Origin of the sequence: Flavobacterium swingsii (assembly GCF_900111965.1) — a bacterium.
Taxonomy (GTDB): domain Bacteria; phylum Bacteroidota; class Bacteroidia; order Flavobacteriales; family Flavobacteriaceae; genus Flavobacterium; species Flavobacterium swingsii.
In genome coordinates, this window is the sequence record NZ_FOJT01000002.1 from 44,488 (window position 1) to 71,455 (window position 26,968).

At 32.7% G+C, this 26,968-nt stretch carries 31 protein-coding genes and 1 tRNA gene; 18 read left to right on the plus strand and 14 right to left on the minus strand.

Annotated features, from left to right (window positions below; translation table 11 throughout):
• Positions 1 to 55: 55 nt before the first annotated feature.
• From BM053_RS02915 to BM053_RS02925, 3 genes are all read left to right on the plus strand, one after another.
• Positions 56 to 1,234: an AIR synthase related protein gene (locus BM053_RS02915; protein ID WP_091473852.1), complete on the plus strand. Its 1,179-nt coding sequence runs from the start codon at positions 56 to 58 to the stop codon at positions 1,232 to 1,234.
• A gap of 221 nt (positions 1,235 to 1,455) precedes the next feature.
• A complete protein-coding gene (locus tag BM053_RS02920) occupies positions 1,456 to 1,812 on the plus strand; it encodes a hypothetical protein (RefSeq protein ID WP_091473854.1) in 357 nt (118 codons plus the stop codon).
• On the plus strand, positions 1,805 to 2,416 hold the full coding sequence (locus BM053_RS02925) for a GNAT family N-acetyltransferase (protein WP_091473856.1): 612 nt from the start codon (positions 1,805 to 1,807) through the stop codon (positions 2,414 to 2,416). The genes BM053_RS02920 and BM053_RS02925 overlap by 8 nt, the downstream gene beginning before the upstream one ends.
• A gap of 34 nt (positions 2,417 to 2,450) precedes the next feature.
• On the opposite strand, the gene fahA is transcribed toward BM053_RS02925, so the two are convergent.
• A complete protein-coding gene (fahA, locus tag BM053_RS02930) occupies positions 2,451 to 3,734 on the minus strand; it encodes a fumarylacetoacetase (protein ID WP_091473858.1) in 1,284 nt (427 codons plus the stop codon).
• Between the two features lie 110 nt (positions 3,735 to 3,844).
• Here fahA and glyA point away from each other — a divergent pair, with 110 nt between their 5' ends.
• Complete coding sequence (gene glyA, locus BM053_RS02935) at positions 3,845 to 5,119, plus strand: serine hydroxymethyltransferase (protein WP_091473860.1); 1,275 nt, start codon at positions 3,845 to 3,847, stop codon at positions 5,117 to 5,119.
• A gap of 165 nt (positions 5,120 to 5,284) precedes the next feature.
• On the opposite strand, the gene BM053_RS02940 is transcribed toward glyA, so the two are convergent.
• The 5 genes from BM053_RS02940 to BM053_RS02960 form a co-directional block, all read right to left on the minus strand.
• Complete coding sequence (locus tag BM053_RS02940; protein WP_091473862.1) at positions 5,285 to 5,806, minus strand: tripartite tricarboxylate transporter TctB family protein; 522 nt, start codon at positions 5,804 to 5,806, stop codon at positions 5,285 to 5,287.
• 89 nt (positions 5,807 to 5,895) lie between these two features.
• Positions 5,896 to 6,351: a pantetheine-phosphate adenylyltransferase gene (gene coaD / locus BM053_RS02945; protein ID WP_091473864.1), complete on the minus strand. Its 456-nt coding sequence runs from the start codon at positions 6,349 to 6,351 to the stop codon at positions 5,896 to 5,898.
• A complete protein-coding gene (locus BM053_RS02950; RefSeq protein ID WP_091473866.1) occupies positions 6,351 to 6,968 on the minus strand; it encodes a zinc-ribbon domain-containing protein in 618 nt (205 codons plus the stop codon). The genes coaD and BM053_RS02950 overlap by 1 nt, the downstream gene beginning before the upstream one ends.
• A 22-nt stretch (positions 6,969 to 6,990) precedes the next feature.
• Positions 6,991 to 7,569 carry a TMEM175 family protein gene (locus BM053_RS02955; protein ID WP_091473868.1) on the minus strand — a complete coding sequence of 193 codons (579 nt, stop codon included), beginning with the start codon at positions 7,567 to 7,569 and terminating at the stop codon, positions 6,991 to 6,993.
• 9 nt (positions 7,570 to 7,578) lie between these two features.
• Positions 7,579 to 8,565, minus strand: coding sequence for a D-alanine--D-alanine ligase (locus BM053_RS02960; RefSeq protein ID WP_091473870.1), 987 nt, complete (start codon positions 8,563 to 8,565; stop codon positions 7,579 to 7,581).
• 92 nt (positions 8,566 to 8,657) lie between these two features.
• Here BM053_RS02960 and BM053_RS02965 point away from each other — a divergent pair, with 92 nt between their 5' ends.
• From BM053_RS02965 to BM053_RS02975, 3 genes are all read left to right on the plus strand, one after another.
• The gene (locus tag BM053_RS02965) at positions 8,658 to 9,272 is read left to right on the plus strand and encodes a PASTA domain-containing protein (protein ID WP_091473872.1); all 615 of its coding nucleotides are present in this window, start codon (positions 8,658 to 8,660) and stop codon (positions 9,270 to 9,272) included.
• Positions 9,272 to 10,321: an RluA family pseudouridine synthase gene (locus BM053_RS02970; RefSeq protein ID WP_091473874.1), complete on the plus strand. Its 1,050-nt coding sequence runs from the start codon at positions 9,272 to 9,274 to the stop codon at positions 10,319 to 10,321. The genes BM053_RS02965 and BM053_RS02970 overlap by 1 nt, the downstream gene beginning before the upstream one ends.
• A 64-nt stretch (positions 10,322 to 10,385) precedes the next feature.
• Positions 10,386 to 11,414, plus strand: coding sequence for a M28 family metallopeptidase (locus tag BM053_RS02975; protein WP_091473876.1), 1,029 nt, complete (start codon positions 10,386 to 10,388; stop codon positions 11,412 to 11,414).
• A gap of 154 nt (positions 11,415 to 11,568) precedes the next feature.
• Here the strand turns inward: BM053_RS02975 and BM053_RS02980 are convergent.
• Together BM053_RS02980 and bshB1 are read right to left on the minus strand one after the other, a co-directional pair.
• Positions 11,569 to 11,642, minus strand: a tRNA-His gene (locus tag BM053_RS02980).
• A gap of 64 nt (positions 11,643 to 11,706) precedes the next feature.
• Complete coding sequence (bshB1, locus tag BM053_RS02985) at positions 11,707 to 12,423, minus strand: bacillithiol biosynthesis deacetylase BshB1 (RefSeq protein ID WP_091474723.1); 717 nt, start codon at positions 12,421 to 12,423, stop codon at positions 11,707 to 11,709.
• A gap of 244 nt (positions 12,424 to 12,667) precedes the next feature.
• Here bshB1 and BM053_RS02990 point away from each other — a divergent pair, with 244 nt between their 5' ends.
• The gene (locus tag BM053_RS02990) at positions 12,668 to 13,117 is read left to right on the plus strand and encodes a hypothetical protein (protein ID WP_091474725.1); all 450 of its coding nucleotides are present in this window, start codon (positions 12,668 to 12,670) and stop codon (positions 13,115 to 13,117) included.
• A gap of 70 nt (positions 13,118 to 13,187) precedes the next feature.
• On the opposite strand, the gene BM053_RS02995 is transcribed toward BM053_RS02990, so the two are convergent.
• The gene (locus BM053_RS02995) at positions 13,188 to 14,249 is read right to left on the minus strand and encodes a chorismate-binding protein (protein WP_091473879.1); all 1,062 of its coding nucleotides are present in this window, start codon (positions 14,247 to 14,249) and stop codon (positions 13,188 to 13,190) included.
• A gap of 7 nt (positions 14,250 to 14,256) precedes the next feature.
• Complete coding sequence (locus BM053_RS03000; protein ID WP_091473882.1) at positions 14,257 to 14,685, minus strand: PaaI family thioesterase; 429 nt, start codon at positions 14,683 to 14,685, stop codon at positions 14,257 to 14,259.
• Between the two features lie 310 nt (positions 14,686 to 14,995).
• On the opposite strand from BM053_RS03000, the gene BM053_RS03005 reads away from it, so the two are divergent.
• On the plus strand, positions 14,996 to 16,528 hold the full coding sequence (locus tag BM053_RS03005) for a hypothetical protein (RefSeq protein ID WP_091473884.1): 1,533 nt from the start codon (positions 14,996 to 14,998) through the stop codon (positions 16,526 to 16,528).
• Positions 16,529 to 16,573: 45 nt separating this feature from the next.
• Here BM053_RS03005 and BM053_RS03010 read toward each other — a convergent pair whose 3' ends face one another.
• From BM053_RS03010 to BM053_RS03020, 3 genes are all read right to left on the minus strand, one after another.
• The gene (locus BM053_RS03010) at positions 16,574 to 17,173 is read right to left on the minus strand and encodes a hypothetical protein (RefSeq protein ID WP_091473886.1); all 600 of its coding nucleotides are present in this window, start codon (positions 17,171 to 17,173) and stop codon (positions 16,574 to 16,576) included.
• Positions 17,174 to 17,229: 56 nt separating this feature from the next.
• On the minus strand, positions 17,230 to 18,579 hold the full coding sequence (locus tag BM053_RS03015) for a DEAD/DEAH box helicase (protein ID WP_091473888.1): 1,350 nt from the start codon (positions 18,577 to 18,579) through the stop codon (positions 17,230 to 17,232).
• A 129-nt stretch (positions 18,580 to 18,708) separates the two neighbouring features.
• Positions 18,709 to 19,308, minus strand: coding sequence for an NUDIX hydrolase (locus BM053_RS03020; RefSeq protein WP_167357278.1), 600 nt, complete (start codon positions 19,306 to 19,308; stop codon positions 18,709 to 18,711).
• A 7-nt stretch (positions 19,309 to 19,315) separates the two neighbouring features.
• On the opposite strand from BM053_RS03020, the gene pyrE reads away from it, so the two are divergent.
• The gene (gene pyrE, locus BM053_RS03025) at positions 19,316 to 19,963 is read left to right on the plus strand and encodes an orotate phosphoribosyltransferase (RefSeq protein ID WP_091473890.1); all 648 of its coding nucleotides are present in this window, start codon (positions 19,316 to 19,318) and stop codon (positions 19,961 to 19,963) included.
• 85 nt (positions 19,964 to 20,048) lie between these two features.
• A complete protein-coding gene (locus tag BM053_RS03030) occupies positions 20,049 to 20,441 on the plus strand; it encodes an orotate phosphoribosyltransferase (protein ID WP_091473892.1) in 393 nt (130 codons plus the stop codon).
• A gap of 84 nt (positions 20,442 to 20,525) precedes the next feature.
• Here BM053_RS03030 and BM053_RS03035 read toward each other — a convergent pair whose 3' ends face one another.
• The gene (locus tag BM053_RS03035) at positions 20,526 to 21,257 is read right to left on the minus strand and encodes a biotin--[acetyl-CoA-carboxylase] ligase (protein WP_091474730.1); all 732 of its coding nucleotides are present in this window, start codon (positions 21,255 to 21,257) and stop codon (positions 20,526 to 20,528) included.
• Positions 21,258 to 21,351: 94 nt separating this feature from the next.
• On the opposite strand from BM053_RS03035, the gene rsfS reads away from it, so the two are divergent.
• The 7 genes from rsfS to BM053_RS03070 all read left to right on the plus strand — a co-directional run bounded on the left by rsfS (position 21,352) and on the right by BM053_RS03070 (position 26,966).
• Entirely contained in the window at positions 21,352 to 21,723 is a 372-nt protein-coding gene (gene rsfS, locus BM053_RS03040) for a ribosome silencing factor (protein ID WP_091473894.1), read from the plus strand.
• Positions 21,724 to 21,734: 11 nt separating this feature from the next.
• Positions 21,735 to 23,669, plus strand: a complete 1,935-nt coding sequence (gene ftsH, locus BM053_RS03045) for an ATP-dependent zinc metalloprotease FtsH (RefSeq protein WP_091473896.1) — start codon at positions 21,735 to 21,737, stop codon at positions 23,667 to 23,669.
• A 110-nt stretch (positions 23,670 to 23,779) separates the two neighbouring features.
• Complete coding sequence (locus BM053_RS03050; protein WP_091473898.1) at positions 23,780 to 24,385, plus strand: LUD domain-containing protein; 606 nt, start codon at positions 23,780 to 23,782, stop codon at positions 24,383 to 24,385.
• Between the two features lies 1 nt (position 24,386).
• Positions 24,387 to 25,193, plus strand: coding sequence for a phosphatidate cytidylyltransferase (locus BM053_RS03055; RefSeq protein ID WP_091473900.1), 807 nt, complete (start codon positions 24,387 to 24,389; stop codon positions 25,191 to 25,193).
• Positions 25,183 to 25,833, plus strand: coding sequence for a phosphatidylserine decarboxylase family protein (locus tag BM053_RS03060; RefSeq protein ID WP_091473902.1), 651 nt, complete (start codon positions 25,183 to 25,185; stop codon positions 25,831 to 25,833). Before BM053_RS03055 ends, BM053_RS03060 begins: the two co-directional genes overlap by 11 nt.
• Entirely contained in the window at positions 25,834 to 26,109 is a 276-nt protein-coding gene (locus BM053_RS03065; RefSeq protein ID WP_091473904.1) for an acyl-CoA-binding protein, read from the plus strand. It abuts the gene before it with no gap.
• Positions 26,106 to 26,966, plus strand: a complete 861-nt coding sequence (locus BM053_RS03070) for a superoxide dismutase (protein WP_091473907.1) — start codon at positions 26,106 to 26,108, stop codon at positions 26,964 to 26,966. Before BM053_RS03065 ends, BM053_RS03070 begins: the two co-directional genes overlap by 4 nt.
• Positions 26,967 to 26,968: the final 2 nt, after the last annotated feature.

Sequence of the window (26,968 nt, forward strand, 5' to 3'; positions counted from 1 at the left end):
ATCTACAATCTAAAATCTAAAATATTATCTTTGCCAGACAACAACACAAACAAAAATGAGTTCTGATACTTCAAAAAGATATGCACTTCGTGGCGTTTCGGCAGGCAAAGAAGATGTGCATAACGCCATCAAAAATATTGACAAAGGATTATTCCCCAAAGCATTCTGCAAAATTGTCCCAGATTATTTAACAAATGACGAAGAATATTGCCTCATTATGCATGCAGATGGAGCAGGTACAAAATCGTCGTTAGCCTATATGTACTGGAAAGAAACAGGCGATATGTCCGTTTGGAAAGGCATTGCGCAAGATGCTTTAATCATGAATATCGACGATTTATTATGTGTTGGTGCGACCGATAATATTATGTTATCATCAACCATTGGGCGTAATAAAAACCTCATAACAGGCGAAGTTATTTCTGCAATTATCAACGGAAGCGAAGAACTAATTGCCGAACTAAAAACCTTCGGAGTAACCATACATTCTACAGGTGGCGAGACTGCCGATGTGGGCGATATCGTGAGAACACTTATTGTCGATTCGACCGTAACAGCTCGTATGAAACGCAAAGACGTGGTCAATAATGCCAATATTCAACCAGGAGATGTCATCGTAGGATTAGCCTCATTTGGTCAAGCAAATTACGAAAAATCATACAATGGCGGAATGGGAAGCAACGGGTTGACTTCTGCCCGTCACGATGTTTTCGACAAATATTTAGCACACAAATATCCAGAAAGTTTCGATGCTCAAGTGCCTAACGAACTCGTATATTCAGGAAGTGTAAAACTAACAGACGAAGTAGAAAATTCCCCAATAGACGCTGGTAAATTAGTGCTTTCTCCAACAAGAACCTATGCGCCAATTATCAAAAAAATACTAGGAAATTACACACCAAACGAAATACACGGCATGGTGCATTGTAGCGGAGGAGCACAAACAAAAATTCTACATTTTATAGATAATTTACACGTTATAAAAGACAATTTGTTTCCAGTTCCGCCACTTTTCAAACTCATACAAGAGCAGTCGAAAACCGATTGGAAAGAAATGTATCAAGTGTTTAATTGCGGTCACCGAATGGAAATTTATGTCCCAGAAAACATAGCAAATAACATCATCGAAATCTCGAAATCGTTTGGTGTCGATGCGCAAATTGTAGGTAGAGTAGAAGCAAGCGAAAATAAAAAATTAACAATACAATCCGAATACGGGACTTTCAAGTATTAATTTTTTTAGGAGATATCCCGATAGCTATCGGGACTGCTATCCGTTGCAAACGAAGTTCACTGAACTCCAATTGAAATAAAAGTTAAGTGAAGTAATCTTTTTATTTTTAAAGAAAAAATAAAAAGGATTTTCACTTCTATCAGGGCTAAAATATTTGTAATTTTCAGGAATAATATAAAAATCTGTTATAATTTGTGTAATCTGTTTTTAAATAACAAACTATGTACGAACTAGTGTTTTGGAATTATAAAGAAGGAATTTACCTAAACCATCATTTGGTTTACGAAGCCATTTCAGAGGAAGAAATAGTCGACGGACTTGAAGATTTACCCATCGAAGTAATCCTGAACCGAATCGCAAACGTTTTCTCAAAATGGGAAAAAGTAGACGAAAAAAGCTGGAAAAATAACGACGGAGTAGGAGCATTTCACATAAGAACCACACCACAAAGCATCAAAATAGATTGCTACGGTACTGAAGGAAAAACTATGGACAAATTGGTAGATATTCTCGAAGAATACAAATGTCCGTTATATGATCCGCAAGTTCCAGAACGACAAGACGAATTCAATGAGTAATACAATTGTTATGAATTTCGATTTTGCTACAAACTACATTTTAGAAAATGATTCCGTTCGATTAGAACCTTTGAAAGAATCTCATTTTGCCAATTTATTTACAGAAACTTTGCAAAATCCAGAAATCTGGACATTTTCATCTTTACCCGCAATTGGAGAAGAAAATTTTAGAAACTACATTCAATTTGCATTAAATAATAGAGAAAAACTAACTGAATACGCCTTTGTGGTTTTCGACAAACGCACAAATGAATACGCAGGAAGTACTCGCTTTTACGATATTCAGCTTAGTAATAAAACCTTGCAATTAGGATATACTTGGTACGGAAAACAATTTCACGGAACAGGACTCAATAAACATTGTAAATATTTATTACTAGAATTTGCTTTCGAAAAAATGAATATGGAACGTGTCGAATTTCGCGCTGATAATGCAAACGAGCGTAGTAAAGCCGCGATGAAAAGTATTGGTTGTAAAGTAGATGGTGTTTTGAGAAGCAATATGACAAAACTAGACGGCGGAAGACGAGATAGCATTATTTTGAGTATTCTTCGTGACGAATGGTTTGATGAAGTTAAAGCCAACTTGAAAAAGAAATTATAATTTTTTCTTTTTCAAGTTTAGCTTATAAACCTTTTTATTTCATCTTATTTGCAGGCAATAATTTACTAGAAACTTCCCCGAAACCAATTCTTACTTGGTCATTCTGGCAAAAACCTTTCATAATCACGGTATCTCCGTCATTTATAAATTTTCTTTCAGAACCATCATTCATTTTTAAAGGTTTTGATCCGCCCCAAGTCAATTCTAACATCGAACCAAAACTATCTTCGGTTGGGCCAGAAATTGTACCAGAGCCCATCATATCGCCAGAATTAACTCGGCAACCATTACTAGTATGATGTGCCAATTGCTGGCTCATTGTCCAATACATATATTTGTAATTTGATTTAGAAATCACTGTAGCTTCAGCATTTTCAGGAGCAATAGCTACTTCAAGATTAATATCAAACGAATGTTTTCCTTTTTGTTGCAAATAGGGAAGTGGTGTTGGTTCTTGTTTAGGACTTTCTACTCTAAATGGTTCTAATGCATCCATAGTTACAATCCAAGGAGAAATAGAAGAGGCAAAGTTTTTTGCTAAAAATGGACCAAGCGGCACATATTCCCATTTCTGAATATCACGAGCACTCCAATCGTTTAGTAAAACCATTCCAAAAATATATTCTTCGGCTTCACCTACAGGAATATTATCTCCCATAATATTAGCATCGGTTGTAATAAAAGCAGTTTCTAATTCGAAATCTACTAATTTAGAAGGACCAAAAACAGGTTGCGTTTCTCCATTTGGCAAAGTTTGTCCGTTTGGTCTGTGCACCGGAATTCCAGAAGGAACAATCGTAGAACTTCTTCCGTGGTAACCTACGGGAATGTGTAACCAGTTCGGTAACAAAGCATTTTCTGGATCACGAAACATTTTCCCTACGTTTGTAGCGTGTTCTTTACTCGAATAAAAATCGGTATAATCACCTATAAATACAGGAAGTTGCATTTCTACATCAGCTATATTAAAGATTACTATATCACGATGTTTTTTACTGTCTTTTAATTTTGGATTGTTAATATCAAAAATATCTGCGATACGATTTCTAACCAATCGCCATGTTTTTTTTCCGTCAGAAATAAAATCATTTAAAGTGTCTTGCATGAAAACATCATCAGTTAATTCTATTCCTTCAAAATAATTTAATTGTTGCAAAGCACCTAAATCTATTGCGTAATCTCCAATTCGAGTTCCAACGGTTACTATATTTTCTTTGGTCAAAAAAACACCAAAAGGAATATTTTGTATCGGAAAATCGCTGTCATTAGCTATGTTTAGCCATGATTTTCTGTTCGAATCGTTTGCTGTAATGGGCATATAATTGTGTTGTTTATTTGTTGATAATTGGTATATCAAATATATCATAAACTATTATTTTACCAAACGTTTTTTTGTATTTTTGTACGGAATTTAACTAAATAAAAAATATGTTACGCGACCAACAAATATTTGACCTAATTATTGAAGAACAAGACAGACAAATTCACGGTTTAGAGCTAATTGCTTCCGAAAATTTTGTAAGCGACCAAGTAATGGAAGCTGCGGGATCTGTATTAACAAACAAATACGCTGAAGGATATCCAGGAAAAAGATATTACGGAGGTTGCGAAGTAGTCGATGTTATCGAACAAATTGCGATAGATAGAGCTAAAGATTTGTTTGGTGCTGAATATGCAAACGTACAACCGCATTCAGGTTCGCAAGCGAATACAGCAGTTTTTGCAGCTTGTTTGAAACCAGGAGATAAAATTTTAGGTTTCGATTTATCTCACGGTGGACATTTAACGCACGGTTCTCCAGTAAATTTCTCAGGAAAATTATACAGCCCAACGTTTTATGGTGTTGAACCAGAAACAGGAGTTTTGAATTATGATAAAATACAAGAAATTGCAACAAAAGAACAACCAAAACTAATCATTGCTGGAGCATCTGCTTATTCTCGTGATATGGATTTTGAACGTTTCCGTAAAATTGCGGATTCAGTTGGAGCACTTTTGATGGCTGATATCTCGCATCCAGCGGGATTAATTGCTAAAGGATTAATGAATGATCCAATTCCACATTGTCATATTGTAACTACAACAACGCACAAAACTTTGCGTGGACCTCGTGGTGGATTAATTATGATGGGTAAAGATTTTGAAAATCCTTGGGGTTTAAAAACGCCAAAAGGAGAAATCAGAATGATGTCGCACGTTTTAGATATGTCAGTTTTTCCTGGAAATCAAGGTGGTCCGTTAGAACATATTATCGCAGCAAAAGCAGTAGCATTCGGAGAAGCATTAACAGATGAGTTTTTTAGATATGCGATGCAAGTGCAAAAAAATGCTAAAGCCATGGCAGCAGCTTTCGTAAAAAGAGGTTATAATATTATTTCTGGCGGAACGGATAACCATATGATGCTTATCGATTTAAGAAATAAAAATATTTCTGGAAAAGAAGCTGAAAATGCATTGGTTAAAGCAGAAATTACTGTAAATAAAAACATGGTTCCTTTTGATGACAAATCACCATTTGTAACTTCAGGAATTCGTGTAGGAACACCAGCTATTACAACTCGTGGCTTACTTGAAGAAGATATGGAAACTATCGTTGCTTTTATAGATAAAGTAATTATGAACCATACTAATGAAGAAATACTTGAACAAGTTGCTGACGAAGTAAACGAAATGATGGGAGAAAGAGCGATTTTCGTTTTTTAATTTAATATAAAAATAGTTTCAAAAAAGCATAATAAAAGGGATTTTATTATGCTTTTTTGTTTTACGTTTGGTCGTTTGGAGATGTGGCTGGTTTAGAAAGCCGAATTTTTTGATTAAAGCCTATTTTTCAAATACAAATCAAGCCTAGCATCTCATAAAATGCTGTTACCAGCTGTTGTTATTATGCTCTATCCACCCGACTTTTTTTAGATTTTTTATTTGCGGATAAATATCGTCAGATGTATTTTTTATTTGGTCACTTCCACATGAGAAGAGTTGGTAGTTTTCTCCAATATTTGTATAGTTAAAATAATGTACGTTTGCCTTTGATGTAGGATCCAATATAAATATTAATTCAGTCTCACTTTTTACTTGCGCCAAGCTATCTGGATATTTTCCATTTTGACCTTTATAATATTCAATATTTGCGATTAATGAATTCAGCCTAACTTGAGCAAGTTTCTCCTTGTCTACTTTGCCTATATCTGTACAAAATGCAACGTAGTTTAATGCAGAATATACAATAACTGTAAATACCATGCAAGCTATTCCTATTGCGGTTAACTTTCTGTCTTTATATCTAAATATTCCATACAATGTGAGGGCTAATCCAACGACGAACCCAACAAGTGGAATTATTCCTAAATATCCTAGTTTATATGGTGGAGTAGTTTTCTTTAAGTTCATTTTTTGTTGAATATTTTCTATTTAAGCTGAGTTTGCTGGCAATTGCAGGTAACACATCTTTATTTAAGATGTCTTTTGTTGTTTAAACTCTATTTAATCCTAACAGCTTCAGGAACCAAAACTTTATAATCACCACCATTTCTAATTACGTCACGAACAATACTCGAGCTTATAAACGACGTACTTGCTGCAGTTAGAAGAAAGATAGTTTCTATCTTAGATAATCTTCTGTTGGTGTGGGCAATGGCTTTTTCGAACTCGAAATCGGCAGGATTGCGAAGCCCACGAAGTATAAATGCAGCGTGATGTTTTTTGCACAAATCGATAGTTAATCCTTCATAAGTAATTACCGAAACTGAAGGCTCATCTTTGAAGGTTTCTTCGATAAATTGTTTGCGTTCTTCGAGCGAAAACATATATTTTTTCTCAGCATTTACACCAATAGCAATGATAATTTCATCAAAAAGAGGAATACTTCTTTTGATGATGTCTAAATGTCCTAAAGTTAAAGGATCAAACGAACCTGGGAATATGGCTTTTCTCATTAGTTACGGTCTATTTGATAAATAAATTCTTCGTCTTTCATTGATTCGACTAATTCTTCTTTAGAATAACCCCAAATTGTTTTTAAACTATAATTTTTATCAATATTAATATCATCAATTCCTGTTTCTTGATCTATTTCCATATTATTTGCAAGACAAAAAACACTGTCTTTTGTGACTTTTTGTACTTTCATACAAGAATAAAAACCTTCACTTGCTTTAAAATGGTATAAATCACCCACTTTAGGGTTTTTAATAAACACTTTTTCGTCATCATCTTGCTTGTTATTGTAATACATGACAGACGTTGTTATTGCTGCTATGACAAATAATCCACTAAAAAACCATATTGGTGTTTTTACGGGATTAAAATCTTGTTGCTTTTTAAATTTTTCTTTTGCAGATTCATCAAGATTTTTTAAATCATAAGTAGATTTACAATTATTACATTCTACAATATTTGTTCTTCCTATAGGGAAAAATGGTATCCAATATATATGAGCATATTTTCCGAAAACAGAATAATTCATATCTGTATTGGTTGCGCAATTTTGGCAAGAAATGTTTTTAATTTTCCCGTTTTTTAAATTTGATGACCTTGTTCCGTAAAATATCATGTTTGCACTTTTATAAGTAAAATTAGTCTTTATTTATTTGGTTCTCAATTCTCTTATCTGGAATAATCCAAACTAAAGCAACTGTAATATATAATAATCCAGAAATCCAAGGAGAAACAAATGCTAAAGGAATTGCTATGATATAAAAAAATAATGATATTTTTCCTTTTTTGTCATCTTTTACAGCATGATGTAAATGGGATTCTTTTCCTTGTAAACGAATTAATTTATTTTGAAGTAATGTGTATGAAATAGCATTCATTAGCAGAATAAATCCGTAAATACTCATTGGTACTGCCGAAAAATGTTGTTCGCCAATCCAACTTGTACCAAAAGGAATTAAAGACAACCAAAACAGCAAATGCATATTTGCCCACATGACAGATCCGTTGATTGTTTTTACTAAATGAAACATATGATGGTGATTATTCCAGTAAATTCCTACGTAGACAAAACTTAAAATATAACTCAGAAAAACAGGAATGAGAGGCTTCAGTGCTTGAAAAGTGTTTTCATGAGGCACTTTTATCTCCAGTATCATAATGGTAATTATAATTGCCAAAACGCCATCGCTAAATGCTTCAATTCTACTTTTATTCATATAAATTTTTTATTTTTTCCAAATTGGTTTTCTGCTCAAAGCCAATGCGATTTCGTTGTCAAACATTTCGCTCATATTCATTTTTGCAATTGCTGCTTGTTGCGGAAATATACTTTGTGGCGATAATCCTGGATTGGTATTTATTTCGATAAAATGCGGAATGCCGTTCATAATAATAAAATCGGTTCTAGAAAAACCAGACATTCCAAGTGAATCGTATATTTTCTTAGCCGATTCGATAACCAACGTTTCTTCTTCTTTCGAAATTCTTGCGGGCGTAACTTCTTCGGATTTTCCTAAATATTTCGCTTCATAATCAAAGAAATCATTCTGAGAAAGTATTTCGGTAATACCTAAAACTTTAGTTTCACCTTTATACTTTAAAACTCCAACGGAAACTTCTGTTCCGTTAAGATAAGATTCTATTAGGATTTCGTTGTCTTCTGCAAAAGCAAATTCGAGCGCTTTTTCTAATTGGTCTAAAACATCAACTTTAGAAACGCCTAAACTACTTCCTGATTGGTTTGGTTTTACAAAAAAGGGCAAGCCAAGTTCTGTTTTTATTTTATTTCCATCAATACTATCTCCTTTTCGTAAATAAATAGATTTAGCTTTTGGAATATTAAATTTGGTTAAAACCGATAAAGTATCACGTTTGTTAAATGTTAACGCAGATTGGTAAAAGTTACAACCCGTATAAGGAATATCCATCAGTTCCCAATAGGATTGCAAATGTCCGTCTTCGCCAGGAGTACCATGAACCGTGTTTACAGCAACATCAAATTTTGTTGTAATAGTATCTTTAGTAAAAGAAAAATCGGCTTTATTTATGGGATATTTTTCGCCATCAATAACGACCGACCAATCATTTGGAAGTATGTGAACTTCGAAGATATTGTACTTCGATTTGTCTAAATTATTTAAAATTAACTGACCACTTCTTAACGAGATTACACTTTCGTCAGAATATCCTCCCATAACCACTGCTACATTCATCTAAAAAAGAATTAAATTACTTAACAAAATTATCATTTTTTTTCAAACAAAAGCTCATAACAATTTTATTATCTTTGTCAAAATACATTTTTATGAGTTTCAAGAAATTTTTATTCAGTTTTACCTTTGTCAAGCAAGTGCTAATAGCTATGTTTATTATATGTGCTACCCTTTTTCTGTTTATGTATTGGATAGGTTTTACCACAAACCACGGACAAGAAATTGTTGTTCCCAATTTGAGTAAACTAACACTTGAGCAAGCAGAAGACAAACTTGATGAGCTAGATTTAGATTACGAATTGCTAGACACTGTAGATTATAATGATGCTTATCCGAAACTGTCTATTGTACAACAAGATCCGAATCCAGGAGAAAAAGTAAAACAAAACAGGGTCATTTACTTAAAAATAAATTCAACGGGCTATTCGAAAGTGCGTATTCCAGATTTGATTCAGAAAACGTATCGTCAAGCCGTGCCAACACTTGCAGCATTAGGACTTGAAGTAGGAGATACAACCTATGTGCCTAATCTTGCAAAAGACATGATACTAGAAATGAAAATGAACGGACAACCTATAAAAGCTGGACAACAAGTACTAAAAATGACAAAAGTAGATTTGGTTCTTGGTGACGGAAAAATAGGTTTTGAAGAAGAAGAACTAAACGGTTCTGAAAATGATAGTATTAAAAAAGAGTTAACACAATAATGAACGAAGACATAACGACCGACAACGACGAACTAGACGAAGAATTATTCGAACACCATAAGTTTGTTGCCACAAAAGGGCAATCTATTCTTAGAATAGACAAATATTTGATGCATTTGTTAGAAAATGCTACCAGAAATAAAATACAACAAGCAGCAACATCGGGAAATATTTTTGTAAATGATATTCCTGTAAAATCAAATTATAAAGTAAAACCGTTCGATGTAGTTACGATTATGTTATCGCATCCACCGTTTGAAAACAGAGTTGATCCTGAAGATATTCCGTTAGATATTGTTTATGAAGACGATGCCTTATTGCTCATAAATAAACCCGCAGGATTAGTTGTGCACCCAGGTCACGGAAACTATACTGGTACATTAGTAAATGCATTGGCTTTTCACTTTCAGAATTTGCCACTAAACAGTAGCGAACGTCCAGGATTAGTTCATAGAATTGATAAAGATACCACAGGACTTTTGGTTATTGCAAAAACGGAGCAAGCCATGACTCATTTGGCCAAGCAATTTGAAAACAAAACTTCCGAAAGAGAATATGTTGCCATCGTTTGGGGAAATGTTCAGAAAGATGAAGGAACTATAGAAGGAAATTTGGCACGACACTTAAAAGACAGAATGCAAATGGCGGTTTTTGCCGATCCAGAAATAGGAAAACCAGCCATAACTCATTATAAAGTTTTAGAACGTTTTGGCTACATTACAGTTATTTCTTGTAAATTAGAAACAGGAAGAACACACCAAATTCGTGCGCATTTGAAACACATTGGACATCCTTTATTTAATGATGAACGTTACGGAGGACATCTAATCCTAAAAGGAACAACATTTACAAAATACAAGCAATTTATAGACAATTGTTTCAAAATTCTTCCAAGACAAGCCTTGCATGCAAAAACATTGGGTTTCGAACATCCAACTACGGGCGAGATGATGCGTTTTGACACCGAATTGCCTTCGGATATGAAAGAATGTATCGAAAAATGGAGAACCTATTCAAACACAAATACATTAAACGAAGAGGAAAATTAAATTTCGATAAATAGTGAAAAAATTAAATATAAAAGTTTATTTTCGTCAATATAACAATTCAATAATGAAAAATAAAATTATATTATTCGCTTTAGCATCAATCGCAATTACTGGTTGTTCTGCGCAGAAATCTGCCGTTCCAGAAAAGATAGACGATGCCACAAAATACATAAATTCAATCACTGTTGAAGACCTAAAAGCACATCTTACTATTGTTGCTTCCGACGAAATGGAAGGAAGAGATACAGGAACAAAAGGGCAAAAAAAAGCAGGAAATTATTTGATAGAAACTTATAAAAGCAACGGAATCTCTTTTCCAAAAGGAGCAGCGAATTTTTATCAGAAAGTTCCAGCGGCATTTATGAATACTGAATATGGCGAAAAATTACCCGATTCTGAAAACATTTGGGCGTATATAGAAGGTTCTGAAAAACCCAATGAAATTCTTGTTATTTCAGCACATTATGACCATATTGGTATCCAAAATGGAGAGATTTATAATGGTGCCGATGATGATGGCTCAGGAACAGTAGCTTTGTTAGAAATGGCGCAAGCTTTCCAACAAGCAAAAAACGAAGGTCATGGTCCAAAACGTTCTATACTTTTTCTTCATGTAACTGGAGAAGAACACGGACTGCATGGTTCTCGCTATTATACAGACAATCCTTTGTTTCCGTTAGCAAATACCATTACCGACATTAATATCGATATGATAGGGCGCCGTGATGAGTTTCACAAAGATTCCAGCAATTACGTTTACCTCATAGGTTCCGATTATCTTTCGACCGATTTGTATAAAACCTGCGAAGAAGCAAACAAAAAATATACAAATATCACTTTAGATTATAAGTTTAATGATCGTAACGACCCCAATCGTTTTTACTATCGTTCAGACCATTATAACTTTGCAAAACACAATATACCATCGGTATTTTTGTTTAATGGAGTTCACGAAGATTACCACCAAGCATCGGACGAAGTAAGCAAAATAGAATTTGATGCGCTAGCAAAAAGAACACAACTCGCCTTTAGCATCGCTTGGGAATTGGCAAACAAAAAAAATAGACCTGTAGTAGATAAATCAGGGAAATAATTTTTTTAGGGCGTGACCCCAAGGGTCGTGCTGTTCGCTTGTAGTCCTCGCACTTCCTTCGTCAGGCTGTGGGCTACCGCTACCATCACTCACGCAAGAAATAGTATTGTATAAAAAAAGCTCCGAATCACTTCGGAGCTTTTGCGTTATTTAGGGTGGATGACCGGTTTCGAACCGGCGACCTCCGGCACCACAAACCAGCGCTCTAACCAGCTGAGCTACAACCACCATTTGTTTAACGAGTGCAAATATATTGTAAATTTTGTGTTTTGCAAAGAAAAAAATAAAAAAATTATTTCAAATCTCCTAAACTATTGACAGCCAAATACCTTTCCACATTAAAACCTTCCCCATATTCCGTATTTATTAACCTTCCTAGATCCTGAGCACGATATTTTACACTATCTAGAAAGTTTTTAGAGGTTATTGGCGATTCTGGTTCTTTCGAACTCGGGTTATAAAACTGCGAATCGTAAGCCATAATAGCTTCCATTTTAATATCCATAAAACCAGAAACATCTACTACAAAATCGGGTTCTATGTTTTTCCATTGTATATAATGATACACGACTTTTGGTCGCCAAGCCTCTTGGATATTGCCATCTAGGCTGGTTTCTATTTTAGATAATCCTGACAAAAAACACGCATCGGAAACTAACTTGCTTCCTTTTCCGTGGTCTATATGACGGTCATCAATAGCATTGCAAAGCACAATTTTTGGTTTATACTTTCTAATCATTAAAATAATTTCTAGCTGGTGCTTTTCGTTATTTTTAAAAAAACCATCTCTAAAACCAAGGTTTTCTCTAACAGCGACTTTAAGAATTTTTGCAGCCTTTGCAGCCTCTAAATCTCTAATTTCTGCCGATCCTCGAGTTCCTAACTCGCCACGTGTCAAATCGATAATTCCTACGGATTTGCCAAGCGAAATTTCTTTGGCAATTGTAGCGCCACAACCCAATTCGATATCATCTGGGTGAGCTCCAAAAGCGAGTATGTCTAGTTTCATTTTTTTATATATTAATTTAAAAAATATCATGAAATATTTACAGTTAGCAATTTATAAAAAAATAGATTGATAAATTAAGAATTATGAGGAAAATACACGGTTAATAAATAATTATTGGGAAGAAAATTTAATTTTATTTTGCACAATAAAAAAATTAAGTTTGAATAGTTTATTTCGTAACATTTTTTTATTAGGTTTGTCAAAATTTTATTTTAAAAAAATAACCCCAAAAACCCAAAGTACCATGAGAAAATTTGTTGCAATTGCATTTTTATTAGTTACCTACACAGGATTTAGTCAAATAAAAGTTATAGAAACGGTGCCAATCGAAAAAATTGGAAGAATAGGAGATAACGGAACGAATGATATTTATATTCAGAAAGAAGGTAATGAATACACTATTTCTTTCAAAAACATTGATGATGTAGATAATGGCAATATAAAATTTAATTTTAAAGATTTAGCTGGTGATTTCGAAAGCTTGTATACGATTATTTCTAATGGCTTTAATGCAACACCAGTTGCTGATATAAAATTAGACTTACCTAATGATATTGTTTGGTTACACTACACAAAAAACTTACAAAAACTTGTTACCTTACAGTTTATGAGCAAAAATAAAGTAACTACGGCTACTGGAATTTCTGATTCGATGACTAAAGCAGATATAAATAATTTGTTCGGGAAAAAATAATTTTCAGATAAATTAGATTTTAAAAAATGCTTAATAATTTTGGTTTCTACTGAAATTATTAAGCATTTTTTTATAAAACTTTCTTCATCGTTTTCGATTTATTTACCGTTTCTATAAATTCTTTTTCGGGAATACTGTCTTTTGTGATTCCGCAACCAACATAGATATTTGCAAAATCATTCTCGATATTCATACATCTTAAATTGACGAATAAATCGGATTTAGTATTATTAAAAGTTGCAAAATCTATATTTAATTCGCCAAGAAAACCAGTATAAAAAGTTCTGTCATAATCTTCATTAGCTATAATAAATTGCATGGCTTCTTCTTTTGGTAAACCACAAACAGCTGGCGTTGGATGCAATTTTTCGATAATATTTCTAAAATCATTTTTGGTATTCATTGTTGCTTCAATATCAGTTTTGATATGAACAATGCTTCCTGCTCGAAAAGTATATGGCTCTGAAAACGAAATTTCAGTACTATATTTTTTTAAATTGGTTAAAATAAAATCGGTTACAAATTGTTGTTCTTGCTTTTCTTTTTCTTGCCAAATGTATTCTTCGGTTTCGGAATAAGGTTGCGTTCCTGCAAAAGAAACAGTTTTTATGGTATTTTCGGACGATTGCAAAAATTGCTCTGGTGTTGCTCCTATCCAAAAGCCGATTTTTTGGTGATAAAAACAATACTTGAATGTATTCGGGTAATTAAAAATTAATTTATTAAAGATATTTCCGAAATCAAAATTATCAATTTTTAGGATTTCTTTTCTAGACAAAACTACCTTGTCAAATTGGTTGTTTTGTATTGCTTTTACTCCTTTTTCGACTAAGTTTTCGAAAGTTGTTTTTGCATCTAAATCGATATTTAAATCAATTTCATTTTCAATAAAATAATCAATTTCGTTTATCGTTTCTATATAAACATCGGATTCATTTCTAGGGATTAAATATTTCTTTTTTCCATCAAAAGAAACAAAAGCAAAGCCAGTTTCCTCAAAACTATCTATTTCAAACAGATTGTCATTTTTTTGAAAAACGCCAATCAACTTGTCAGAATTTGGTTTGCAATAAATTACAAAAGGCATTTTTTTGTCGAGACAATCCTTTCCTTTATTAAAAATAATATCCATTTTGGTTTTAAATTTTTCGTCTTGGCAAAACCATATTTGTCAATTTGCAAAGAGAAATTAACTTGTTCTCTTCATCGGTAATTCTTATTTCCCAAAGATGAATGCTTCTTCCTTTGTGTATAATTCGGGCTGTTCCTGTAACAATTCCTTCTCTTTTTGCTTTAAGATGATTGGCAGAAATTTCGATGCCACGTACTTCGCTTAGTTCTGGATTTACAAATAACATCGATGCAGCACTTCCAACACTTTCTGCAAGTGCAACACTGGCACCGCCGTGTAATAATCCCATAGGTTGGTGAACGCCAGAATCTACAGGCATTGTAGCTACTAGAAAATCTTCACCAGCATCTGTAAATTCAATTTTTAGGGTTTCCATCAATGTGTTTTTACACATGGTGTTGCACATGGCGAGTACTTTATCTTTATCGAAAGTCATATATTTGTTTTTTGTGTTTCAAATTTACAAAAAAATAAGATTCTAAAAAGTCGCAAGACATAAAGTTTTTCCTGTTTTTGTTACTAATATCAATAATAAAAAGCCACAGATTACACAGATTAGCACAGATTTTTTATAAACTACATACAAATCTTTTTAATCCTTTAAATCTGTGGCAAGAGAAATTAAAAATTAATATGTTTTTAGGCCATAGCCAAATCTTTTAATAATCTGTGAATCTGCGGTGAAATAAAAAACATTTTCGTTCGTTACTACATTTTCACTATTTTTATCAAAAAATAAATTACCAATGCGTTATTCAATCCTATTCATACTTACTTTAGCCATTTCTATCACTTCATGCCGAAAGGATTTTGATACCGTTCCTAGTTCGGGGAAATTAGAGTTTTCTAAAACTACCGTTTACTTAGATACTGTTTTTACAAATATTGGATCAAGTACTTATATGTTAAAGGTTTATAACCGAAGTAACGACGACATTACCATTCCTAGTATTGCTTTGGGGAAAGGAAGCGCATCAAAATATCGATTGATGGTTGATGGTATGACAGGAACAAATGGGAAAATATTCCCAAATGTTGAACTTCTGGCGCATGATAGTTTATACGTTTTTATAGAAACCACTGCCGATATTGCCGATGCTAATCCTGCGGATTTACTTTATACCGACGAAATTTTGTTCGATGGTGGATCTTTGCAACAGAAAGTAAATTTGGTTACTCTGATACAAGATGCTGTTTTTTTGTTTCCTGATAGAACACCAGATGGAAATGGCGGATTTATATATGAAAGCTTGCAAATAGGAACTGATCCTGCAAATAAAATATACGGTTTTGTTTTAGATGATACCGAATTACATTTTACCAATGCAAAGCCTTATGTAATATACGGTTACGCAGCTGTCGATGTTGGAAAAACTTTGATTATAGATCCTGGAGCTCGAGTACATTTTCATGACCAATCGGGAATTATAGTAGCAGGTAGTATTCAGGTAAATGGAGCTGTTTCTACTGCAAATACTTTAGATAATGAAGTTATTTTTGAAGGAGATAGATTAGAACCAGCCTTTGCTGAAACTCCAGGACAATGGGGAACAATTTTATTGGCTAGTGGAAGTACGAATAATTCTTTTAATCATTTGACAATAAAAAATTCATCAGTTGGATTATTTATTCAGAATAATGACGCAACTACAGTTCAGATAAAAAATACGCAAATATATAATTCGTCAAATGTTGGTATTTTAGCCAGAACTGCCAGAATAAACGGAGAAAATATTGTTATAAACAACGCAGGACAATATGCTTTAGCTTGTACTCTTGGCGGAACTTACGATTTTACGCATTGCACTTTTGCAGATTATTGGCAAGGCAGTTCGAGACAAACGCCTACGGTTTTGTTAGATAATACTTTTTACGATGGAACAAATACTTATGTTGCCGATTTAGTACAGGCAAATTTTAATAATTGCATCATTTTTGGGCCAAACAATATAGAATTGGGTTTAAACAGAAACAATACAGAAGATTTCAATCATAATATAAAAAATTGTTTGATTAAGTTTAATGATACTAACAATCAGTTTAGTGGAAATCCTTTGTATATAAGTGTTTTTGCGCCGTCAAATAATAATTTGATGAGTAATAATACAACGCCTTATGATCCGATGTTTAAAAATACAGCTACCAATAATTTGCGAATTGGTTTCACATCTCATGCAAAAGGAGCTGGTAATCCAGCTTATATTATTGCCCAAGATGCCGATGGAGTAACTAGAACGACGCCACCAGATTTAGGTGCTTACGAACACGCTTCGAATTAGGTTTTAAAGCAAATCTATAAAGGATAAATGTTAGGTGTGCGGTTTTTAATCTGAAGTTATTTTAATAGATTTAATCGCTTTCTCAAATTCATTTTTACAATTATCTTTTTCAGTATCCATAAAAGCTATTTGATAGAAAGTTCCATTAACAGGAATTGCATAAATATAACTTCGAACTTTCTCTTCTGTAGTACGTGTTTTAACTGTATATTTCGAAACTGAAAAAATACAGTCTTTACCATTTACTTTAATGATAGATGGCTTTGTTAAGAAAACAAAATCAGGAAATATTTCTTTGAGTTTTCCATAACTAGCTTCAATTGAATTTTTAAACGATTCTAATGATTTTGATGGATTATTTCTTAAATTAATTTTGATTGTTGGAATTATTCCTGCTCGACTTTTAATATCATATTTATAAAAAGTTACCACTTCAATAGTACCTTTATTATTCTTTATTATTTCTTTTAGTTGATTTTCTGGAAGTTTAATTTTCTCTTTTATGTTATCTAATGCTTCGTTTTTTTCTGCTATAAACCAATCTGAAGGTTTTTCTATTTCAAAACCAATTTCTTGATCCTTAAAGATTTCCTGAGCTTTGCAAAAATTTACAGTTATTAAAAGTAAAATGATATATTTTTTCATTTGATATTTTTTTTTAAATTGCACATAACATATTTCTTTGGGATTTTTTTATTAAGCTATTTCTCTTCTTCTTTCTTAATTACTTTTCTTGCTACTTCGATTTTAAACTTTTTGCCTTTCATTTTTTCGTCACGAATATTTTTTAGCAAATCGTTTACTTTTTTAGATTTTACAGCGGCAAAAGAGATAAAATCTTTTACTTCAATCAATCCTAAATCGCCTTTTTCGAGTTTTCCTTTCTGAGAAAAGAAACCTACAATGTCTATTTTGTTCAGTTTTGTTTTCTTTCCGCCAGAAATATAAATCGTCTGAAATTCTGGGGCTTTTGGTAATGAAGTTGAATTTTCTACATTCAAAACAGCCATTTTATAATCTATATAATCTAGTTTTTTCTCACTTTCGTGTATCAAAATATAAGAAGTTCCCGAAGCTAACATTCTCGCAGTTCGTCCGTTTCTATGCGTAAATTCGTCTTCTTTAGATGGTAAATGATAATGAATTACATGCTTCATTTCTGGAATATCTAATCCACGAGCAGCCAAATCGGTGGTGATTAAATAACTCACACTTCCGTTTCTAAATTGGATTAATGCGCGTTCGCGCTCGTCTTGATCCATTCCGCCATGATAATATGTGGCATAAATTCCTTTTTCGTTCAATGTATCACTAATTCTTTCAGCTGCATCACGATGGTTGCAAAAAATAATTGCCGATTCCGATTTTAAAGAACAAATTAAATTAAATAAACTTCCAATCTTATCTTTGTCTTTAGAAACTACCATTTTCATCGAAAGATTTGTTTTTTCTTCTTCTGAAGGAATAAAATCTAAAACAGTTGGATTGATAACTCTTGTGTATTTCGGGATTTCAATATCAGAAGTGGCAGAAACCAAAATACGTTTGTTTAACTTTGGTAATCTATTAATTATAAATGACATTTGCTCGTGAAAACCCAATTGTAAGGATTTATCAAATTCATCTAAAATTAAAGTTTGAATAGCATCTACACTAAAAGTTCCTCTGTCTATATGATCGGCGATTCTACCTGGTGTTCCTATAAGAACAGCGGGCGGATTGCTTAAATTTTTAATTTCGGTGTCAATAGAATGACCTCCATAACAAACATTTACTTTATAATTGGTTCCCATTTTTTTCCAAACTTGTTCAATTTGCAAACCCAATTCTCGTGATGGAACTAAAATTAAACATTGAACGGAAGTAATATTTTCTTGCAGCATTTCGAAAATTGGCAACAAAAAAGCTAATGTTTTTCCGGAACCTGTAGGAGAAAGTAATAAAACATTGTTGTCGTTCAAAATAGTGTCTTGAGCAACTTCTTGCATTTCGTTTAGGTTTTCGATACCTAAATTGAGCAATATATTATTGGAATGGTGGTTGTTATTCATTTTGCAAAGATAGACTTTGAATTATGAATTACGAATTACGAATTACGATTTTTTTGAAACCTAAAAAAGTCAACACGAATTTCACGAATTTACACAAATTAATTCGTGATAATTCGTGTTTTTAATTTCCTAAATAACTTTTTCTTCTACAAACAATAATTTAATGTTTTCGTACGAGTTTTTTAATGCTTCTTTTATTTCATCAGGATTTAGCCAAGCAACTTTTTCGATTCCTTCTTCAATTTGACCTGTTGGCGTTCCTTCAAAATCGGTTTTCATTTCAAACCAATGTGTGATTTTTAATTTATAACGACCATTACGTTTGAAGACATGATAGGTTTTTTGCAGTTTTCCAGTAATGGTAAGACCAGTTACACCAGTTTCTTCTTCTACTTCACGGATAGCGGTATCTTCTATAAGTTCGCCTTTTTCTATTCCGCCTTTTGGTAAATCCCATTTTCCATTTCTAAAAATAAAAAGAACGGCACCATTTTTGTTAAATACTAATCCGCCACCGGCTTTATTAACGGGAATTTTTGCCTTTAAGGTTTTTATAATCTCTTTTTCGTCAGGATGATACAGATAAGCTTTCTGTAATTTGTTCTGAAAAAAATTGATGATAATCTGATTAATATCGGCGCTTTCTAACAAGAAAAATTTAAAATCAGTTTCTTTTTTGATTTCATTTGTTAGAAAAAGTGGCTTGTCGTTCACAAAAACTTTATACATTTGTACTATGATTTTTAATAAAGATACTGCTAGCAAAACTGCTGAATTGCTTTTACAAATAAATGCAATTAAATTGAATTCTGAAAATCCTTTTACATGGGCTTCAGGATGGAAATCTCCTATTTATTGTGATAATAGGGTAATTCTCTCGTTTCCAGCGATAAGAAATTATATTCGCGACGAATTTTCTAAAAATATCGAAAAACAATTTGGTAAACCAGATGTTATTGCAGGTGTTGCCACTGGCGCAATAGGTATTGGGATTTTGGTTGCTCAGGAACTGGGTGTGCCTTTTGTATATGTGCGTCCCGAAGCAAAAAAACACGGACGATTAAACCAAGTAGAAGGTTTTTTGCAAAAAGGTCAGAATGTAATTGTGGTCGAAGACTTAATTAGTACAGGAAATAGTAGTTTACTTGCCGTAGAAGCTTTGCGTAACGAAGGTGCCAATGTAAAAGGAATGGCGGCCGTTTTTTCTTACGGATTTCAAGTGGCGAACGATAATTTTGCCAATGCAAAAGTCGATTTATACACTTTAAGTAATTACGAAAGTTTATTAGAACTGGCTGTTGCTAAAGAATATATTACAAAAAATGAACAATATTTACTGCAAGAATGGCGAAAAAGCCCGTCTGAATGGAATATTGAAGTTTAAACTTTTTGTTGATTCGTTTATTCGGTTATTCGAAATCAGCAAATCAACAAATAACCGAATAAACGATTAACCTAATAACCTAATAATGAATTTAGAAAGTCAAAAAGTTACTGTTCAAAAAAATGCGGAATATATTTTTAATGAATTAAGCCAAGTTAAAAATTTCGAAAAATTAATGCCAGACAATATCGCAAAATTTGAAGTATTAGATGAAAATGCTTTTATTTTTGGATTAAAAGGTATGCCGGAAATAAAACTTAAAATGAAAGAGAAAAATGCTAATTCTCAAGTTATTTTAGGAGCTGCAAGTGATAAATTACCGTTTACATTGACCGCAAATATTAATGAAGTTTCTTCAGAATCGACTGAAATACAATTGCTTTTTGATGGCGATTTTAATGCTATGATGGCCATGATGATAAAAGGACCAATAAGCAAGTTTATTGAAACTTTGAGTGAGAATATGATAAAGTTGTAGTTCTTTATAACCACAAACTTTATAACCACAAAAGGCACAAAAGAAAATCGTAATTTTTTTCTTTTGTGTCTTTTGCGGTAAAAACTAATAAATCATCATAATTTCTTTTACCTCAAAAAAATTAACGCTATCATCTTCTAACAAAACTTCCAGTTGTCCGTTGCGGTTTACACCGTTTATAATACCCATAAACCGTTGCTGGTTTGCATCTTCAAAAAGAGTTGGTTTTCCTTTTTTAAATAAATAATTTTCGTATTCATTCCAAAAAGAATCAATTTCATTATTTTTTAGTTTTTCGATGTTGTTTTCAATTTTAATAACAATATTTTCTAGAAGTGTATCAATATCAAAATCTTGATGCATTACATTCTTTAATGAAGACGCTTTGGGTAAATTATCGAAGTTGGTTTGGTTTACATTCAATCCAATTCCTACGATAGATTCTATTTTTCCGTTTTCTTTAATGCTATTTTCTATAAGTATGCCAGCTATTTTTTTATTTTCTGCCATAATGTCGTTTGGCCATTTTATATTTAAATTAGTAATTTTCAGGTCATTTAATACCTGAACGATACTTACAGCAACAACAATATTTAAATTAAAAATTTCATTAATGTTAATAATAGTATTTTTTATTAAAATACTGGTTATTAGGTTTTTATTATCTTCTGAAGCCCAATTAGAACCCATTTGTCCTTTGCCTTTTGTTTGAGATTTTGTGGTCACAACCGTATAATTTTCTAAATTTTCTTTTTGTGATAACCCTTTTAGGAAATCATTAGTAGAATCTATGGCATCGAGTTTGATTAACTTCATGGGTGGGTTTTTGTAAGTATTTACAATTAACATTTATTTACCACCAAAATAAGCACAAAAATGAATAACTTTGCAAAAATATTTTAAAAATTAGATGGCTAAAAAAGAAATTAATAATGATGTTTTGTTAGCAAACATTATCAAGGGAATAGAAGAAGTAAAAGGTAACGACATAACAATTCTTGATTTAAGAGCATTAGAAAATACAGTTTGTGATTATTTTGTGATTTGTAACGGAAATTCGAATACACAAGTAAACGCAATTGTAAATTCTATTCAGAAAGTAGTTTCGAAAGAACTAAAAGACAAACCTTGGCATGTAGAAGGAGCTGATGTTGCGGATTGGATTTTGATGGATTATGTACACATTGTAGTACACGTTTTCCAAAAACATATCCGTGAATATTATAACATTGAAAGTCTTTGGGGTGATGCAAAAATCACAACTATTGAAAACAAATATTAAATAAAGTATTTATGTCTAAAGAGGTAAAAAAGAATAGTTTCAAGTTTAATCCGTGGTGGATTTATGCCGTTATTACAGCTATTTTTATAACAATGTGGTTTTCTGGTCAATCTCGTTGGGTTGAACCTACGAAGACTTCAGTTTCTAAATTCTATGAGTATTTGAATGCAAATCAAGTAGAAAAAGTAGAAATTATAAACGACAAAACAGTCGAAGTTTATCTGAAAAAAGATGCTTTAGCTGCAAAAGCACATGTTAAAATTCCTAAATTAGATTTGTTGCAAAAACCAAATCTTGGACCACATTATACTTTTCAAATCGCTAATAATTCTGAAAATTTTCAAGCAAAATTAGACGAAGCTCAAAAAGCACATAAGTTAAACTCATTTGAATTTAAAACATCAAGCGAATGGACGGATTTAGTAGGGTTTCTGCCTATTATTCTACTTATTGGTTTCTGGATTTACATGATGCGACGTATGTCGGGCGGTGGTTCTGGTGGCGGTGGAACACAAATTTTTAGTATCGGAAAATCTAAAGCAAAACTTTTTGATGAGAAAACAGATATTAAAACAACTTTCAAAGACGTAGCTGGATTAGAAGGTGCAAAAGAAGAGATACAAGAAATTGTAGAGTTTCTTAAAAACCCAACAAAATATACCGATTTAGGAGGTAAAATTCCAAAAGGAGCTTTACTTGTAGGGCCTCCGGGAACAGGAAAAACATTATTAGCTAAAGCGGTTGCAGGAGAAGCTCAAGTTCCGTTTTTCTCATTATCAGGATCCGATTTTGTCGAAATGTTTGTTGGAGTAGGAGCTTCACGTGTTCGTGATTTGTTCAAACAAGCCAAAGAAAAATCGCCAGCAATTATTTTTATAGATGAGATTGATGCAGTTGGTCGTGCTCGTGGAAAAGGAAATATGTCTGGTGGAAATGATGAACGTGAAAATACGCTAAACCAATTATTAACAGAAATGGATGGTTTCGGAACAAATACAAATGTAATTGTAATCGCAGCAACAAATAGAGCCGATGTTTTAGATAAAGCCTTAATGCGTGCTGGTCGTTTTGATCGTCAGATTTATGTTGATTTACCAGATGTTCGTGAACGTGCCGAAATTTTTGAGGTACATCTTGCACCACTTAAAAAAGTAGAAGGTCTTGATTTAGATTTTCTAGCCAAACAAACTCCAGGTTTCTCGGGAGCTGATATTGCAAATGTTTGTAATGAAGCAGCACTTATTGCAGCACGTTACAACAAAACAGCAGTAGACAAACAAGATTTCCTTGATGCTGTTGATAGGATTGTAGGAGGATTAGAAAAGAAAAATAAAATTATAACACCAGAAGAAAAGAAAGCAATTGCAATTCACGAAGCTGGTCACGCCACTGTAAGTTGGATGCTAGAACACGCAGCGCCGCTTATTAAAGTAACTATTGTGCCTCGTGGACAAAGTTTAGGTGCCGCATGGTATTTGCCTGAAGAAAGACAAATTGTGCGTCCTAACCAAATGTTAGACGAAATGTGTGCAACTATGGGTGGAAGAGCTGCCGAGAAAGTTATTTTTAATAATATTTCGACAGGAGCATTAAGCGATTTAGAAAAAGTTACTAAACAAGCCAGAGCAATGGTTACGATTTACGGACTAAATGAAAAACTAGGAAACATCACTTATTACGATTCGTCAGGACAATCAGATTATAATTTTTCTAAGCCATATTCTGAAGAAACAGCGATAACTATCGATAAAGAAATATCGTTAATGATTGAAGAACAGTACCAAAGAGCCATTGCGCTTCTTGAATTACACAAAGACAAACTGAATCAATTGGCTGATATTCTTATCGAAAAAGAAGTTATTTTTAAAGACGATTTAGAAACTATTTTCGGAAAAAGACCATTCGACAAAGAGGTTCATTCCGAAGTTGCTCCTGAAATTGTTTAAAACTTAGTTAATAACATACTTAAAAATCTCAATCTAATTGCTTAATTGGATTGAGATTTTTTTATCTTTGGTAGCAATTAAGCAATAATTCCCACGTATTTCAAGTATATATGAGTATTTTTAGAAAAATATTTGGTTCTAGTAGCGAAACATCAAACGATACTAACGAAAATGATTTTAATCCGTTTCAGGATATTCATTCTCAACTTCCTGTCGACGAACAATTTACTCATAATTTCAAAAAAAATGGAGGTAAGTTTTTGTATTGCGAAAACACAGCCGAATTAAATGAACAATTTGAAAATATTCTGGAAGAAAATGATTGGTTCGAATCTGAAGCGATGTGTTTAGAGCCAAGATTGTTTAAAATGCTTGAGGACAATAAAATTTCTTTCAATAAGCCACAAAACCCTAAGTTTTTCTTGGCCAGTTGCGAGAATCTAATTGCCGATGAAGGTTCGATATTATTTTCATCAAATCAAATTAAACAAAACAAACCAAATGATTTGCCAGATAATATTATTTTAGTGGCAACTACAAGCCAAATTATATTAAATAAAAGTGACGGTTTGAGAGAAATAAAAAAACGTTACACTACCGATTATCCTACGAATATTACCACTTTTAAATATTTTGAAAAAGTAAAAGAAGAAGACTTCTTACATTACGGAAGTTCTCCAAAACATTTATATTTATTGCTTTTAGAAGATTTGTAAAATGAATGAAAACGTAACACGTTCATTGTCAGGATTGGTATATATACTAGTGCTAGTCTTCGCAACACTTTTTTCTAGAGAGTCTTTTTTGGTGCTTTTTGGGTTGTTTATGTTGCAAACTGTACGTGAATTTTGTAATTTGATATTTTTACCAAAAACGCCAGCATTATTAGTTGCAGGATTGTTATATTTTATCTTTGGGTGTTTCTTGCCAGAAAATAAATTAACCGATTTTGGATTAATTGCTGCTTCCTTATTTGTTTCTATCAGATTACTGTTTTGGCTATTTAAAGAAAAAAAATCTGCTATTGATGTTCAAGGAAAATGGGTAAATTTAATTGGATATATTATTTTGCCTTTTATCTTTATTGCGAAAATTTCAAATTTAGAGGGAACCTTTCAACCAAAACTAATAATTGCTATCTTTATACTTATTTGGACAAATGATACTTTTGCTTATATTGTGGGAAAATCTATTGGAAAAAATAAATTATTCGAATCTATTTCTCCTAAAAAAACGATAGAAGGATTTGTAGGAGGTGTAGTTTTTGCAATAATTGCGAGTATTATAATTTCTAAATATTATTTGCAAATGCCAGTTTATGTTTGGATAATAACTGCATTAATAATTAGTTTTTTTGGTACAATTGGTGATTTGGTCGAATCTAAATTCAAACGAATAGCCAACGTAAAAGACAGCGGAAATATAATGCCAGGACACGGCGGTATGCTAGATCGATTAGATAGTATTATATTTGTAGCTCCATTTTTATTTTTATTTTATAAAATTATAGTATATGTTTCATAAAGAAGGTTCAAAAATTATTTTAGTTGCAACATTATTGTTTGTTGTAACAATTGTTTTAGCAGGAGAATTTATCGGTTTAACTTGGCTTAGAATGGGAATTCAGCTTGTTGCTTTGGTTTTCTATATCATAATTTTGCAATTTTTTAGAAATCCAAACCGAAGTATTGTTGCTAATGACAATCAGATTGTAGCGCCAGTAGACGGAAAAGTAGTCGTTATAGAAGAGGTTTTCGAACCAGAATATTTCAAAGACAAACGTTTACAGGTTTCTATATTTATGTCACCTATAAATGTGCATGTTACACGTTATGCCATTTCTGGATTGATAAAATATAGCAAATACCATCCAGGGAAATTCCTTGTGGCTTGGCATCCAAAAGCCAGTACCGAAAATGAACGTACCACAGTAGTTATTGAAAGCAAAGTTTTTGGCGAAATATTGTACCGTCAAATTGCTGGAGCACTTGCCAAAAGAATTGTAAATTATGCCGAAGAAGGTACACAAGTAGTTCAGGGAACGGATGCTGGATTTATAAAATTTGGCTCACGAGTAGATTTATTTTTGCCATTAGGAACAAAAGTAAATGTGAAGCTAAACGAAGTGGCAATAGGAAACAAAACGATTATAGCTTTAGGTTAAATGTCTGAAAAAGATTTAGATACACGATTTCAAGAAGCCATACAACTTGCGCTAACGATTCCTCAAGCTTCGTTGCCACAAGATGTTCAGTTAAGATGTTATGCCTATTATAAGCAAGCAACTTTTGGTTCTTTAGGAAGTGTAAATTACTCAAATCTAGATGTTAGAGATGCTTTCAAGAATAATGCTTGGCTGCAAATAAGTCATATTTCTGCCGAAGAAGCAAAAGAATGTTATATTGATATTATCAATCAAATTTCAAACAATAAGCTATGAAAACCCATCAGTTATTCGTTATTACATTGGCATTAACAACTGTAGTTTCATGTAAAAAAGACACATTGGTCGAGCAAGTAGATGTACCCGCAACACCTATTGAAGTTGTAAAAGTAAAAGGTGGAAGTAGTAATGCAACTGATGTAAAAGCTACTGAAGGCGCTTTTGAAATGTATCAATTACCTTATAATTACAAAGCACTCGAACCCAATTTTGATGCTACAACTACCGAAATTCATTATTCAAAACACCATTTGGGTTATGTTAATAATCTGAATAAAGCGGTAATTGGGACAAAATACGAAACACTTGCCTTAAACGATATATTTAAAAACCTGAATTTATCCGATACCGAAATTCGAAATAACGCAGGCGGTTTTTACAATCATAACTTTTTTTGGGGAAATATGGCAGCCAATGCTGGAGGCGAACCAGAAGGAGATTTAATGGAAGCTATCATTAGAGATTTTGGCTCTTTTGATGGTTTTAGATCACAATTTACAGAAGCTTCACTTAAAGTATTTGGATCAGGTTGGACTTGGTTGGTTTCTGATAAAACAGGAAAATTACGAATCGTAACGACTCCAAATAATGACAATCCGTTGATGAAAAATCTAGGTTTTTCAGGAATTCCTCTTTTAAATTTAGATATGTGGGAACATGCTTATTATTTGAAATTTCAGAATAAAAAGAGAGAATACGTAAATACTTTTTTTAGTGTTATAAACTGGGCAGAAGTTCTTAAAAAATACGATGCTTTCCCTAAAGTTGCAGTTTCAATTGTACCAACTAGTACAACAACCGAAACTACCATTCCTGCCGAAACACCAACAGCAGTTCCTGATGAGTTTAAATAGTT